Source organism: Pseudomonas sp. VD-NE ins (assembly GCF_031882575.1).
Classification (GTDB): domain Bacteria; phylum Pseudomonadota; class Gammaproteobacteria; order Pseudomonadales; family Pseudomonadaceae; genus Aquipseudomonas; species Aquipseudomonas fluorescens_BZ.
The window spans coordinates 2,656,247-2,670,774 of the sequence record NZ_CP134772.1 but is presented as its reverse complement, the minus strand read 5'-3'; the positions used below and the strand labels follow the sequence as shown (position 1 = coordinate 2,670,774).

12 protein-coding genes and 1 pseudogene are annotated in these 14,528 nt (G+C 60.0%); 7 read left to right on the top strand and 6 right to left on the bottom strand.

The features are described 5' to 3' along the window. Positions 1 to 15 precede the first annotated feature (15 nt). On the bottom strand, positions 16 to 927 hold the full coding sequence (locus tag RMV17_RS11810) for a LysR family transcriptional regulator (RefSeq protein WP_108226401.1): 912 nt from the start codon (positions 925 to 927) through the stop codon (positions 16 to 18). A 235-nt stretch (positions 928 to 1,162) separates the two neighbouring features. Here RMV17_RS11810 and RMV17_RS11805 point away from each other — a divergent pair, with 235 nt between their 5' ends. Both RMV17_RS11805 and RMV17_RS11800 read left to right on the top strand, forming a co-directional pair. Next, positions 1,163 to 2,578 (top strand): cytosine permease, encoded by a 1,416-nt coding sequence (locus RMV17_RS11805; protein WP_311886612.1) that lies wholly within the window; start codon positions 1,163 to 1,165, stop codon positions 2,576 to 2,578. 99 nt (positions 2,579 to 2,677) lie between these two features. Then, positions 2,678 to 3,300, top strand: a pseudogene (locus tag RMV17_RS11800) (glutathione S-transferase family protein). A 6-nt stretch (positions 3,301 to 3,306) separates the two neighbouring features. Here RMV17_RS11800 and RMV17_RS11795 read toward each other — a convergent pair. Next, entirely contained in the window at positions 3,307 to 3,804 is a 498-nt protein-coding gene (locus RMV17_RS11795; RefSeq protein ID WP_311886611.1) for a helix-turn-helix domain-containing protein, read from the bottom strand. Between the two features lie 98 nt (positions 3,805 to 3,902). Between RMV17_RS11795 and RMV17_RS11790 the strand changes: the two genes are divergently transcribed. The 3 genes from RMV17_RS11790 (at position 3,903) to RMV17_RS11780 (ending at position 7,069) form a co-directional block, all read left to right on the top strand. Next, complete coding sequence (locus RMV17_RS11790) at positions 3,903 to 4,541, top strand: isochorismatase family cysteine hydrolase (RefSeq protein ID WP_311886610.1); 639 nt, start codon at positions 3,903 to 3,905, stop codon at positions 4,539 to 4,541. Then, complete coding sequence (locus RMV17_RS11785) at positions 4,538 to 6,106, top strand: aldehyde dehydrogenase (NADP(+)) (protein WP_311886609.1); 1,569 nt, start codon at positions 4,538 to 4,540, stop codon at positions 6,104 to 6,106. The genes RMV17_RS11790 and RMV17_RS11785 overlap by 4 nt, the downstream gene beginning before the upstream one ends. Positions 6,107 to 6,277: 171 nt before the next feature. Continuing rightward, positions 6,278 to 7,069: a hypothetical protein gene (locus tag RMV17_RS11780; RefSeq protein WP_034152386.1), complete on the top strand. Its 792-nt coding sequence runs from the start codon at positions 6,278 to 6,280 to the stop codon at positions 7,067 to 7,069. A 24-nt stretch (positions 7,070 to 7,093) separates the two neighbouring features. Here RMV17_RS11780 and ptrR read toward each other — a convergent pair whose 3' ends face one another. After that, on the bottom strand, positions 7,094 to 7,972 hold the full coding sequence (gene ptrR / locus RMV17_RS11775) for a putrescine utilization regulator PtrR (RefSeq protein WP_311887033.1): 879 nt from the start codon (positions 7,970 to 7,972) through the stop codon (positions 7,094 to 7,096). A 103-nt stretch (positions 7,973 to 8,075) separates the two neighbouring features. On the opposite strand from ptrR, the gene RMV17_RS11770 reads away from it, so the two are divergent. Further along, positions 8,076 to 9,467, top strand: a complete 1,392-nt coding sequence (locus RMV17_RS11770) for an aldehyde dehydrogenase family protein (RefSeq protein WP_311886608.1) — start codon at positions 8,076 to 8,078, stop codon at positions 9,465 to 9,467. Between the two features lie 249 nt (positions 9,468 to 9,716). On the opposite strand, the gene RMV17_RS11765 is transcribed toward RMV17_RS11770, so the two are convergent. Then, entirely contained in the window at positions 9,717 to 11,261 is a 1,545-nt protein-coding gene (locus RMV17_RS11765) for an MFS transporter (RefSeq protein ID WP_311886607.1), read from the bottom strand. Positions 11,262 to 11,393: 132 nt separating this feature from the next. Next, positions 11,394 to 12,224, bottom strand: a complete 831-nt coding sequence (locus RMV17_RS11760; RefSeq protein WP_311886606.1) for an oxidoreductase — start codon at positions 12,222 to 12,224, stop codon at positions 11,394 to 11,396. Between the two features lie 131 nt (positions 12,225 to 12,355). Here RMV17_RS11760 and RMV17_RS11755 point away from each other — a divergent pair, with 131 nt between their 5' ends. Next, complete coding sequence (locus RMV17_RS11755) at positions 12,356 to 13,246, top strand: LysR family transcriptional regulator (protein WP_311886605.1); 891 nt, start codon at positions 12,356 to 12,358, stop codon at positions 13,244 to 13,246. Between the two features lie 3 nt (positions 13,247 to 13,249). Here RMV17_RS11755 and RMV17_RS11750 read toward each other — a convergent pair whose 3' ends face one another. Further along, a complete protein-coding gene (locus RMV17_RS11750) occupies positions 13,250 to 14,419 on the bottom strand; it encodes a DUF1624 domain-containing protein (protein ID WP_311886604.1) in 1,170 nt (389 codons plus the stop codon). Positions 14,420 to 14,528: the final 109 nt, after the last annotated feature.

Genomic DNA, 14,528 nt, shown 5'->3' with positions numbered 1-14,528 from the left:
TTGGCTCGACGGCACTCACGGGTGCAATCGAGCCAACTCTTCGCGGCAATGATCGACAAACAACTGCGCCGGTTTGGTCAGTTGCACGCGGCGCAGCCAGGCTGCGGACAATCCCGAACCGGTGACGTCTTCCACCAGCGGCACACACACGACTTGCTGGCCGTCGTAGGTGTAGTCGCTGAACGGTTTGGTCACCAGAATCGAAAAGCCGAAACCATTACCGACCATACCGCGCACCATCTCGATCGACGGCGAGCTGAAGACGATATTCGGCGTCAGGCCGCGCTCTTCGAAAATGCTCACGAAATAGGTGCGGCTCGGCACTACGTCGAGCAGGATCATCGGTTCCAGCACCAGATCATGCAGCGACACTTTTGCCTGTTGCGCGAAGCGATGGCTGGCCGGCAGCAACGCATAAGGCTGTTGCGGTGGCATCAGCGGCGTGGTTTCGATGGTGCTGTCCAGGTCGTGTTCGAACAGCATCGCCACGTCGATGCTGCCAGCGGTCAGGGCCTGCACCAGTTCTTGTTGCTCGCCATCACGAATGCGGATTTCCACCCCCGGCCAGCGCGCCTTGAAACCGGCGATCAGGCGCGGCAGATAGAGCGGTGCGACGGTTTCGAAACAGCCGATATCGATCTGCCCCGCGACTACATCATTGTCGGCCAGCGCGTTCTGTTCGAACTCGTGGGCCACCCGCAGCAGCTCCAGCGCCTTGCGATAAAAGCGCGAGCCACTGGGCGTCAGCGACACGCCTTGAGCGTGGTGACGGATGAACAACTGCACGCCGAAGCTTTCTTCCAGATGCTTGATCGCAGTGGAAACCGAGGGCTGCGCGATGTAGAGCTTGCGCGAGGCTTCGGCGACGCTGCCGCAGTCGGCGGTGGTGACGAAGTATTTGAGTTGGCGCAGGTTGTAGGCGGCCATGTGAGTCTCCCAAAGAGCGCGGGTGTTCGCCCTGTTTCCCTGGCGCACGATCAAGCTTGAACATACCGGACGCTGGCGCCAGCCCAAGCATATTTTTTTTAAGGTCTGTAGCAACAAACTTACTAATTTATCTCTCGCGATGCTTTGCACATGATCACTTCAACAAGAAATGCGCCGCCCGTGCCGGCGCTTGCCGAAGTACGTCCACGTACTCATCCTTGCCTTGGAGTTCGTCATGGCTACCCCTGCAGCATCCTCCGCTCCGCTGATTGAAAAACACACGATAGGATATGTGCCCCCCGAAGATCGCCACGGAAAGGTCAGGGATCTGTTTACGCTCTGGTTCGGCGGCAACATCGCGCCGTTGCCCATCGTCACCGGTGCGCTGGGCGTGCAGTTGTTTCACTTGAATCTGCTCTGGGGCATCGTCGCGATTCTCGTCGGCCATCTGGTCGGCGGCGTGCTGATGGCGCTGCACTCGGCGCAAGGCCCGCAGATGGGCATCCCGCAAATGATCCAGAGCCGCGCGCAGTTCGGCTCCCTCGGCGCGTTGCTGGTGGTGTTGATTGCCGGCGTCATGTACATCGGCTTCTTTGCCTCCAACATCGTGCTGGCCGGCAAATCGTTGCATGGCGTGGTCGACAGCGTTCCGGTGCCGGTGGGCATCGTCATTGGCGCGTTCGGCTCGGGGATCATCGGCATCATCGGCTACCGCTTTATCCACGTGCTCAACCGCATCGGCACCTGGGTGCTGGGGATCGGCATCGTCGTCGGTTTCGGCTACATCTTCACCCACATTCAGACTGACGACTTCCTCACCCGTGGCAGCTTCAATCTGTCCGGCTGGCTCGCCACTGTGTCGTTGGCAGCGTTGTGGCAGATCGCGTTTGCACCTTACGTGTCCGACTATTCGCGTTACTTGCCGGCGGATGTCAAAGTCTCGTCGACCTTCTGGACGACCTATCTGGGTTCGGCGCTGGGTTCGAGTCTGGCGTTCATCTTCGGTGCCGTCGCCGTGCTGGCAACTCCGGTGGGCATGGACACCATGGACGCGGTGAAACTCGCCACCGGCTCGATTGGCCCGCTGATGCTGGTGCTGTTTCTGCTCAGCGTGATCAGCCACAACGCCCTCAACCTCTACGGCGCGGTGCTGTCGCTGATCACTCTGGTGCAAACCTTCGCCTACCGCTGGATCCCCACCGCCAAAAGCCGTGCGGTGATATCGATCATCGTGTTAATGGCCTGCTGCTTTGCCGCCGTCGGCGCCTCGAAAGACTTCATCGGCCACTTCGTCGACATGGTGCTGGTACTACTGGTGGTGTTGGTGCCGTGGACGGCGATCAACCTGATCGACTTTTACGCGATCCACAAAGGCCAGTACAACATCCAGTCGATCTTCCAGGTCGACGGCGGCATCTACGGTCGCTACAACCCGCAGGCGTTGCTGGCTTACGCGATCGGCATCGCCGTGCAGATCCCGTTCATGAACACGCCGCTGTACGTCGGTCCGGTGTCGGCGCACATCAATGGCGCGGATCTGTCATGGCTGGTGGGGTTGCTGGTGACCTCGCCGTTGTACTTCTGGCTGGCCAATCGCGACACGTCTTATCGTCGGCGGATGATGGGCGGGAAACTGGCGAGTAGTTTGTGAGATTGATTCGCTAAAAAAGAAGGCCCGCGCTGTGCGGGCCTTCTCCGTTGCGGTGTGGTATTTCTTTACGCCTGACGACGATTGGGTAAGGGACATCCAGTGCTGCGAATACTCGGTAAAGCCTCATCGATCAACGTGCGCAAAGTGCTGTGGACGTGCGCTGAATTGCACCTCCCTTCACGCGAGAAGACTGGGGGTCAGGGTTCAAACCGACGAACGATGCGGAATTTCTCGCGCTGAATCCTTGTGCCATGGTGCCGGTGATTCAGGACGGTGATTTCACGCTGTGGGAATCGAACACGATCATTCGTTATCTGGCGTCGCGCTATGACGGTTCGCAGCTCTATCCGAGCGAACCGCAAGCCCGGGCACGGATCGATCAGTGGATCGACTGGCAAGCGTCGGAGCTGAATCGCTCGTGGTCGTACGCCTTTCTGTCGCTGGTGCGACAGTCGCCTGAGCATCAGGACAGCGCCGCACTGTCAGCCGGTTGCCGCGACTGGGCGCGGAACATGGCCATCCTCGACCGGCAGTTGGAGAAGACCAGCGCCTACGTCAGCGGCGAACAGTTTTCCCTGGCGGACATTCCCATCGGGCTGTCGGTGAATCGCTGGTTCGAAACGCCACTGGCTCACCCGGATTTTGCTGCGGTGAAAGCCTACTACGAGCGCTTGAGCCTGCGCCCCGGCTACGTACTGCACGGTCGAAACGGTACGCCGTGATCGAGGTTATTTGCCTTTGAACGCCTCACGCCGCGCCTGCCGTTCGGCGGCGTAGGCTGCTTGTGGCTGGCTGATCAGATCTTCGCGACGCAAGGGTTCGCCACAGTGCTCGCACAGCGGCCCGAGACCGGCGCTGTGGTTGCAGTTCTTATGGGTCAAGTTCACCGCCAGCCCCTCCTCCGGTGTTTTACACCAGGTTTCTCCCCACGCCCGCAGCGCAATGATTACCGGGTAGAACGCCTCGCCTTTGGCGGTGAGGTGGTACTCGTAGCGTTTCGGTCGCTCGTTGTACAAGTGCCGCTCAACCAGCCCATCCGCTTCCAGACATTTCAGACGCGCGGCGACCATTTGCGGCGTACCGCCGGTCTGCGCCTGGATCTCGTCATAGCGATGATTGGCCATGAATAATTCGCGCAAAACCAGCACGGTCCAGCGGTCGCCGACGATCGTCTCGGCCCGGGAGATCGGGCACAGCGTGTCAGGAAGGCTATCGTTTACTGCCATCAGGGCTTGCCTCTTTTACAGTTACTATGATTATCATATCTACACGATGCCGGGACAAGCCCTGTGCACCGATAATCCCATTGCCGGAGCAAGCCGCCATGTCGAATACCCCCTATCCACTGGACAGAACCGCCTACCTGTTGGTTGATCCGTATAACGATTTTCTTTCGGACGGCGGCAAGATTTTCCCTTTGATCAAACCGATGGCTGAACAGAACGGCCTGCTCGACAACCTGCGCAAACTCGACCGCACGGTGCGCGAGCTGAAAATCCCGGTGGTCATCGTACCCCATCACCGCTGGGAAAAAGGCGACTACGAAACCTGGGATCACCCGACCCCGACGCAATGCAAAATCATGCACATGCACCACTTCGCTCGCGGCGAATGGGGCGGTGAATGGCACCCGGATTTCGCCCCGAAGGACGGCGATATCGTGGTTCAGGAACACTGGGGCTCCAGTGGTTTCGCCAACACCGACCTGGATTTTCGCCTGAAGCAGCAAGGTGTCACCCACGTGATCATCGTCGGCCTGCTGGCCAACACCTGCATCGAAGCCACCGCTCGCTATGCCGCGGAACTGGGCTACCACGTCACCCTGGTCCGCGATGCAACGGCGGCCTTCAAAGCGGAAATGATGCACGCCGCCCACGAGCTCAACGGCCCGACATTCGCTCACGTGATTGCCAGCACGGACGAACTGATTGCCAACTTCAAATCACAGGGTGAAGCGCAATGAGTCTGACCGGCCATTTGCTGATTGGCGCGGCGGATGTGGCCGCCACCGAAGGCACGATGAAAGCGCTGAACCCGGCCACCGATCAACTGATAGAACCGGACTTCGCTTTCGGCGGTGCGGCACAGGTCGATCAGGCTGTAACACTTGCCGATGCAGCGTTCGACTACTACAGCCACACCTCGCTGGCCGAGCGTGCCGCGTTTCTCGAGAGCATCGCTGACAATCTCGATGAAGTACGCAGCGAACTGGCCGCACGCGCTGCGCTGGAAACCGGACTACCGCAAGCCCAGCTCGAAGGCGAAGCCGCGAAAGCGGCAACCCAGTTCCGCCAGTTCGCCGATGTCGTGCGCAGGGGCCGTTTCCTGCAACTGGCGATCGACCCCGCGCAGCCCGAGCGCCAACCGCGTCCACGGATGGATCATCGTCTGCAAAAAATCGCCATCGGTCCGGTAGCGATTTTCGGCGCGAGCAACTTCCCGATCTCCTACTCGGTGGCGGGCGGCGATACCGCCTCCGCGCTGGCGGCCGGGGCGCCGGTGATTCTCAAGGCACACAACGCGCATCCCGGCGCTTCGGAAATCCAGGCGCGGGCCATTCGTAAAGCCGTGCAGGCGCATGGCTTGCCCGAAGGTGTTTTCTCGATGGTGCGTGGTGGCGGCAATGCCATTGGCGAAGCGCTGGTCGATCATCCGTTGATCAAAGCCGTGACCTTCACCGGCTCCGAACAGGGCGGCATGGCGCTGTATCGCCGTGCGCAATTGCGCCCCGAGCCAATCCCGGTGTTCACCGAGATGACCAGCGTCAACCCGACCTTCATCCTGCCCAAAGCACTGGCGGCTCGCGGCGCCGAAATCGGCGAAGGCTTTATCGAACGGATGCTGGTCAACGTCGGTCAGGCCTGTTTGTGTCCGTCGATCCTGATCGCCATCCGCGGTGCGGGGTTTGATGAGCTGCGCAACGCCATGGGCAAACGGGTCAGCGCGGCACCGGCGCGGACGATGCTGACGCCCGGCATTCATGGCGCCTACGTCAAGGGTCTGGTGGCGATTGAAAGCGCCGGGGCGCAGGTGATCGCCGTGGGCAATCCGGCCGATGCCACATTCGCCGGGCGTGCTGCGTTGCTGGAAGTCGAGGGGCACCGGTTACTCGGCGAACCGGCATTGGCTCATGAGGTGTTTGGTCCATCGGCGCTCCTGGTTGCTGCCAACGATGAAGCCGAGTTGCTGGCCGTCGCCCGCTCGTTCAAAGGTCAACTCAGCGCGGCGATTCAACTTGACGGTACCGACCTGGGATTGGCGCGGCGCCTGCTGCCGATTCTTGAACGCCGCACCGGGCGCATCGTGGTCAACGCCTTCGCCCACCCACAGGAAGTGACCTTTGCTACGGTGCACGGCGGCCCTTTTCCGGCTACATCGGACAGCCGCTTCACTTCGGTCGGCATGACTTCGATTGAGCGCTTCTTGCGGCCCGTGGCCTATCAAGGGTTTCCCGATGAGTTGTTGCCAGAAGTGCTGCGCGAGGCCAATCCGCTGAATCTGCCGCGCAGTATTGACGGGGCGTTTTGACGGGCAAAAAAATGCCGGACGCTGACACACGAGCCCGGCATTTTCTACTGAAGAATCGATCTGACCGGCACGCGCGCGAATTGATGTACGAAGCCTGTGAGATGCCGTGAAAAAATGATAGCCATGCGCTAGCATGTCGATTCCCTTAAGGCTGATGCAATGGAATGGACGATGATCAAGCCGGTTATGCGTTATCTGGACCGCGAAAAGTTCGGCTGGCTCTTGGCTGACAATGGAATTTACGTGAGCCCGGTGGCCGACCAGAAAGACAAGACCGAAGGCGAGTACGATCCCACCTTTTTATCTCGTGCTCTTCGTGAAAGATCTTCAGATATCGACGAAGAACTGCTCAATCAAGTCGATGATCTTCAGCGCGCGATGAAAGACCGGGGCAAGGAAAAAACCTTCATCAGCTCTTGGTATATGGGTGCCGATGAAACGCATCACATGTGGGAAAGATTTGGGGACAAAGGTGCTTTGATCATTAGCACGGATATGGCACTTGAGATGCTCCTTCCGCCCCCGCTGAACCAAGCCGTAACGTTCACACCGGTGATCTACGATGATGAACGCAAACAGAATGCCAGTCAGGCCCCCTTTGAGTTCAAAAAAAGAAAATTTCATCCCGACAAGGAAGGCCGCCTCATTTTCAGACTCACCGAGTATTCGGTACTGACCGGATTTGGCGTAGAACCCGGTTATGAGGTCCGGGTCGGGGATAAACTTTCGTACGAGAGCGAAGAAATCACCTCTTGCATGTCCCCGGAAAGCCTTGAGCAGAGCCATCGTGTGATCGAGAAAAAAGGCCGCGGCTACCTACTCAGGTATAGCCTGCCCGACACCATTCACGAAGTACGGCTTCACCCCAAAGCCACGGACGCCGACCTGGTCGAAGCAGAGAAACGCTTGAGGGCTATCGGCATTAAATGCCCGGTCAACCATTCAACATTGCGCTCTGCTTGAACGTTAGCGGTACATCGGCCGCGGTCATTCCTGCGCCCGCACCACCCCGCGCTCTTCGAGCAAGCGCACAAACATGCTCAGACTGCGCGACACCGTGCCCCGTCGCCACACCAGCCAGGTGGTCAGATAACGAAAGTCCGCCGCCAATGGCCAAACGCTGACTGTGGCGCTGCCCGGCATGCTTTGCAGCATTTTTCGCGGCATCAGCGCCAGTCCGGCACCGGCGCTGACGCAGGCGAGCATGCCGTGATAGGACTCCATTTCGAAAATCTTGCCCGGTACGGCAGCGTCGGTGCTGAACCATTTTTCAAAGTGGTGACGGTAGGAGCAGTTGGAACGGAAGGCATAAATGTTCTCGCCGTTGACGTCCGCCGCGCGCTTGACGGGCGCATGGTTGATGGGGGCGATGATGACCATTTCCTCCTCGAATGCCGGCACGCCTTCCAGTGTTGGATGCAGCACCGGGCCGTCGACAAACGCTGCAGCCAGACGCCCGGAGAGCACGCCGTCGATCATCGTGCCGGACGGTCCGGTTGACAGATCGAGATCGACTTTCGGGTGCAACTGGTTGTACGCCGCGAGCAATTCGGGAATGCGTACGGCGGCCGTACTTTCCAGCGAGCCCAATGGAAAAGCGCCCTGCGGTTCTTCCCCCGCCACCGTCGCCCGAGCTTCCTGCACCAGATCGAGAATCCGTCGCGCGTACTCAAGGAAACTCCACCCCGCCGGCGACAGGCGCAAACGACTTTTCTCACGGATAAACAGATCAACGCCCAGATCCTGCTCGAGCTGCTTGATCCGCGTGGTCAGGTTCGACGGCACGCGATGCATCTGCGCGGCGGCGGCGCTGATGCTGCCGTGTTCGGCAACGGCTTTGAAGATTTCCAGCTGCACCAGATCCACAGTCATTCTCCAATCGTGAAAGAAACGATCTTTATTATTCAGTTTCCAGAAAACAAACACCACCCTACTCTAGGCACATCCGACGAACCTGCAGGACGATGCCATGAGCCAGATTTCCAGCCAGACCCACGCCATCTCGATCAACCCCGCCACGGGCGAGCAGATCGGTCATTACGCGTTTGAATCCGCCGCCGTCCTCGACGCCGCGCTGACTCGCGCCGCTTACGGTTTTGGCAAATGGAAGCGCAAGCCATTGCAGGATCGCTCGCGCTTGCTGACCGCCCTGGCCGGTGCGTTGCGTGAAACCAGCGAGGCCATGGCCACTATGATCACTCAGGAAATGGGCAAGCCGATCGCCCAGGCACGCGGTGAAATCGAAAAATGCGCCAAGCTCTGCGAGTGGTACGCCGAAAACGGTCCGGCGATGCTCGACGCCGAACCGACGCAGGTTGAAGGTGGAAAGGCGCGCATCGAATACCGCCCGCTCGGTCCGATCCTCGCGGTAATGCCGTGGAACTTCCCGATCTGGCAAGTGCTGCGCGGTGCCGTGCCGGCGTTGATCGCTGGCAACACTTACGTGCTCAAACATGCGCCGAACGTGATGGGCAGCGCCTACCTGTTGCGCGACGCCTTCACCCGCGCCGGTTTCGCCGATGGCGTGTTTGAAGTGATCAACGTCACCCCTGAAGGCGTTTCCACCGCCATCGCTGACCCGCGCATTGCCGCCGTGACCCTGACCGGCAGCGTGCGTGCCGGCATGGCTATCGGCGCTCAGGCGGGTGCCGCGTTGAAGAAATGCGTGCTGGAACTGGGCGGTTCCGATCCGTTTATCGTGCTCAACGACGCTGATCTGGATGAAGCGGTGCAAGCGGCGGTCATCGGTCGCTATCAGAACTCCGGCCAAGTCTGCGCGGCGGCCAAACGATTGATCATCGAAGAAGGCGTGGTCGAAGAATTTACCCGCAAGTTTGTCGAAGCCACGCGCAAGTTGAAGGTCGGCGATCCATTGTCCGCCGAGACTTACATCGGCCCGATGGCGCGTTTCGACCTGCGTGACGAACTCGACCAGCAAGTGCGCGACACCCTGGAAGAAGGCGCCACCCTGCTGCTCGGCGGCGGCAAATCCGAAGGCCCGGGCAACTACTACGAGCCGACCGTGCTGGCCGATGTCACCGACCGCATGACCTCGTTCAAACAGGAACTGTTCGGCCCGGTCGCGTCGATCATCACCGCCCGCGATTGCGCGCATGCCGTGGCCTTGGCCAACGACAGCGAATTCGGCCTGACCGCAACGATCTACACCGCTAACGTGGCACTGGCCCAGCAGCTGACCAGCGAACTGGACACCGGCGGCGTGTTCATCAACGGCTACTCCGCCAGCGACCCGCGCGTGACCTTTGGTGGCGTGAAGAAAAGTGGTTTCGGACGCGAACTGTCGCACTTCGGCGTACGCGAGTTCTGCAACGCGCAGACTGTGTGGCTGGATCGCAAATAACCCAGACACCGGAAAACCCTGTGGCAGTGAGCCTGCTCGCGATAGCGGTGCATCAAGCGATGAAGATGCTGAATGCACCGGCCCCATCGCTGGCAAGCCAGCTCCCACAATGACTGCGGTGTAACCACTGATGCTGCAGACACCTTAGAACCCTGTGGGAGCTGGCTTGCCAGCGATCGCGGTGCATCAGTCGACATTTATGCCAACTGATAGTCCGCTTTCGCGAGCAGGCCCGCTCCCACAGTGGGTTTACGCGGCGGCCTGTTGTGGCTCGGCGACGCTGCGATCTTTGCTCAACAAACCCAGCACCACCGCCGCCGACACCAGCGTGATGACCGTCAGGATATGCAGCAGATATTGAAACGCCGCCGCATACCTTTGCACCAGGCGTTCATTGGCCAGCCCCGGAACGGTGTTGATCGCATGCGCCATATCACCCGTGGTCACCCGGTGCGCGGTCTCGGCAATCAGCAACGCCTCGGTACTGCCTGTCACCGCGTGCACGGCACTCGACAGATCAGCGTGCAGCAATGACGCCAGCACTGCCGCGACAATCGCCAAGGCAATCCCCTCACCCGCCACCCGCACAGTGCTGAAGATGCCCGCAGCCATGCCTGCGCGCTCTTTCGGCACGACGCTGACCGACAAACCATCCATCAACCCCCACGGCAAACCTGCGCCAACACCGATCAGCAGCAGCGGCACCACCAGCGCGAATTTCGCCTCACCGACGGTGTACAGGCTCAGCCAATGCAGGCCCACGGCGGCAATCAGGAACCCGGCGCCAGACAAAATGCCGGCGGAAATAAAACGCGCCAGCGAGGCGGCTAGCATCGGCACCACCAGCATCGGCGCCGACAACGCCAGCAACAGCAGACCGGCATCGATCTCGCTCAGGCCCTCAACGCCGATGAAACGCAGCGGCAACATCACCACCAGCACGATGTAGCAGAAACAGGTGCCGATCGGCAGCATCTGCACACCAATGAATCGCGGATAACGGAACAGCGTCAGATCGAGCATCGGCCGTTCGACACGCATTTCGATGAGTACGAACGTCGCCAGCAACACCGCCGAAGCACCCAGCAAACCGATGACCAGCGGACTGCCCCAACCACTGTCCGGCGCCTGAATCAGGCCAAACGTGAACAGCGCCAGCATTGCGCTGAACAGCAGCGTGCCCGGCCAGTCCAGCCCTTTGGCCTCCGGATCACGGGTCTCGCGCATGCGTGGCAGACCGAAGACCATCGCGATCCCACCAATCAACGCCGTAAAGACAAAAATCGCCCGCCAGTTGAAGGCCTCGATCAACGCCCCGGCCACCAAGGGTCCGAAGGCCAGACCAATGCCGAACGTCGTGCCAAGCACGCTGTACGCGCGGGTCCGGGCATGCCCTTCAAACTCCTGTGCCAACGCCGCCGAACCACTGGCCAGCGCCGCTGCCCCCGCCACACCTTGAACGGCGCGCAACACATCCAGCCAGAACACCGAAGGCGCCAGACTCTGCGCAAATGACGCGGCGGTGAACAGCAACATGCCGAAGGTGAACAGGCGTTTGCGTCCATAAACATCAGCCAATGCGCCGGCGGCCATCAGCAAACTGCCGAACGTCAACATGAACGCATTGGTGATCCAGGTCAGCGCCACCGGACTGCCGCCCAAGTCACGGCCGATGGCCGGTGTCGCCACCGCACCGCCAGTAAAACTTAACGGCAGGACCAGTGCCGAGAGGCACACGGCCGCGAGTATGAGCAATTTGTCGCGCGCTCCGTGCGGCTGAGTCATAGAAATCATTCGTTCCATCCTTTGAGAAATCACAAAGCTGCGTTGCGCAGCGAATAAGGCGCGAAATACACAGAAAAATCCACCGAAGTTTGCGCACGAAAAAGATGAGAGCGAGCAGCCTCGCTCTCACAGCTCCGGCGTTCAGTTGGCGAAATCGGTAGACAGCGCCAGCTCATTCCACTCGGCCAGTTCTTGCGCCACCAGCCGATTCTTCGCCTCGATCCGCGCCACCGTGTCACTTCCCAGCGCCAGGCGTTGCGGCGGATTCGGTGCATTGACCAGCGCCAGCATCGCCTCGGCAAACTTCTGCGGATCACCCGGTTGCGCATGGTTGGCCGCCTCGGCGAACGCACGCATCTTGCCAACGGTTTCGCTATAGTCCGCCAACTCAAGCCGGGTTTTGATCAGCGACTGTTCATCAAGGAAATCTGTGCGGAAGAAGCCCGGCTCGACCACCGTGGCTTGAATGCCCAGCGGCGCCAGTTCCTGATGCAATGCCTCGGTAATGCCCTCGACGGCGAACTTGGTCGAGCCATAAACACCCCAGCCCATATAAGCCTGGTATCCGCCGATCGACGAGATGTTGATCACCCGGCCACTGCGTTGCGCCCGCATATGCGGCAACACCGCGCGGGTGACGTTGAGCAGGCCGAACACATTGGTCGCGAACAAGCGCTCGGTCTCGCTGGCGCTGGTTTCTTCGACGGCGCCGAGCACACCAAAACCGGCGTTGTTGATCAGCACATCGATCCGGCCGAAGCGTTTGATCCCTGCGGCAACGGCCTGATGCGCTTCGTCTTCGCGGGTGACGTCGAGACGCACCGCCAGCAGGTTCGGTTGCTCGCCGAGGCGGTCAGTGATGTCTTGCGGGTTACGTGCGGTGGCGATCACCGCGTCGCCGGCACGCAGGGCGCGTTCTGCAATGAGGTTACCGAAACCACGGGAAGCGCCAGTAATGAACCAGGTACGCATATCAACTCCTCCTGTCTGCGACCCTGACGGTGGTACCGGGGTCTTCTTGATGAGTTGATGCGACTTTAAGGTCGTGTTACTGGTGTGATAATCCCAGCAATCTTGCATGACTTTGTGAAAGGTATTCACAGATGAAAACCCCTTCAGCGGCAGATCTTTCGGTATTCCTCTGCACCGCTCAGCAGTTGAATTTCAGCAAAGCGGCAATCGAGCTAGGCCTGACGCCGTCCGCGTTAAGCCATTCGGTAAAGGCACTAGAGAATCGTCTTGGCGTGCGGCTGTTCAATCGCACCACTCGCAGCGTGGCATTGACCGAGGCTGGCGAGCGCCTGTATGCCCGACTGAAACCGGCATTCCGCGACATCGACGATGCGCTGGAAGATCTCAACCATTTCCGCGATAAACCCTCGGGCAACTTGCGCATCACCTCGGGGCGGCAAGCCTGCGAACTGGTGTTGCTGCCGATTGCCAGTGAGTTTTTGCAGCTGTACCCGGACATTCGTCTGGAAGTGGTCGAGAGCGATGCGCTGCTGGACATCGTCGCCAACGGCTTCGATGCCGGTGTGCGCTTCGGCGATCGCCTGGAGGCCGACATGGTGTCGCTGCCGATTGGCCCGACGATGCGCTCGGTGGTGGTCGGTTCACCGGCATTTTTCGAGCGCCACGCGGCACCGCAAAAACCCGAGGACCTGCACGCACTGCCGTGCATCCGCCACCGTTACCCCAGCGGTTCGATGTATCGCTGGGAGCTCGAGCGCGGCGGCATCGCCCAGGAAATCGAAGTCAATGGCCCGCTGACTCTTGGCGATGTCAGCCTGATGGTCGGGCCCGCGCTGCAAGGGCTGGGCCTGGCCTATGTGTTCGAAGACATGGTCAGCGAACACCTCGCCCGCGGGCGCCTTGTGCAAGTACTGACTGACTGGTGCCCGTACTATCCGGGTCTGCACCTGTACTACCCGAGCCGCCGTCATGTGCCGGCAGCGCTGAAGGCGTTTATCGACTTCGTGCGCAACCGGCACTAGCGCTTACAGGTACTTCAGCCAGGCAATGTCGCGGCGGCGGGCCTTCAATGCCGAGAACCAGCGTACGGCCGGGAACAGCACAATCGCCAGAATGACTGCGGCCAGCCAGATTGCCGAGACGGACGAAAAACCGAAATAGCTGCCCTGATTCAGCCCGAACAAGGCCGCGCCGATCAGGTACAACACCTTCAATGTGTACAGATGCAGCAGGTAGAAAAACATCGGCGCCGAACCGAATACGGTCAGCCCGCGAATCCAGCGACGATCCTGCAAGCGTTCGAATGCCAATAGCAGCAACAACCCAGCGCTGACGGTCAGCGCGATAAACAACAACGACGGCGGGTACTTGGTGATGTTGAAAAAACTCATCAGGGTTTGCACCGACGTATCGCCCACGGCCCACGGTTTCTCGCCATAGCCGTTGATCAGCCGCAGCCCGACAAAGCCAAGCAGTCCTGCGCTACCCGCGATCAGCAGTTGCCACTGACGCAAACCCGCTTCAACGCCGCGAGCAAACCACGGCCCCAGCGCATAGCCCAGACCGATCACGCCTATCCACGGCAACAGCGGATAGGAGGTGCGCAGACGAAGGTTGTCGCTGACGTCGATCCAGCCGCGATCATGCAAAATCGCCCACGGCACATGCAGCGCCGACTCCACCGGGAAATGCACTGCGTCGAGCAGGTTGTGTCCGGCGATGATCGTCAGACTCAACGTCAGCAACAACCCGCGCGGCAGCCAGACCAGCAGCGACAAGGCGATCATGCTCAAACCGATCGCCCAGATCACTTGCAGATAAATCACACTCGGTGGCAGCTGAAAGGTCCACGCGAAGTTCACCAGCGTGAACTCCAGCACCACCAGAAACAGACCGCGCTTGAACAGAAACGCACTGACATCGGCCTTGCCCGCGTACTTTTCGCCGAACAACCACGCCGACAATCCGGTCAGCAGTACGAACACCGGTGCACACAGATGCGCCAACGTGCGGCTGAAAAACAGTGCCGGTTCAGTGCTGGCAATGTCCATCGGGTCGTTGACCTGGCGGTGCAGCAAAAAGGTTTCGCGCACGTGGTCCAGCAGCATGAACAGAATCACCAGACCTCTGAGGGCGTCAATGGACAGCAGCCGGCCAGTGGCCAACGGGGCAGAACGAGGGAGCACAATCGTCATGAGCGTTTCGCAATCGAAGGGATAACACCGGGTGGCAGAATGACCACCCCTGAAAATTCGCGTTACCTTATAACAATAATCAGCAAAAACCCAAGCTCAATCGATAGTG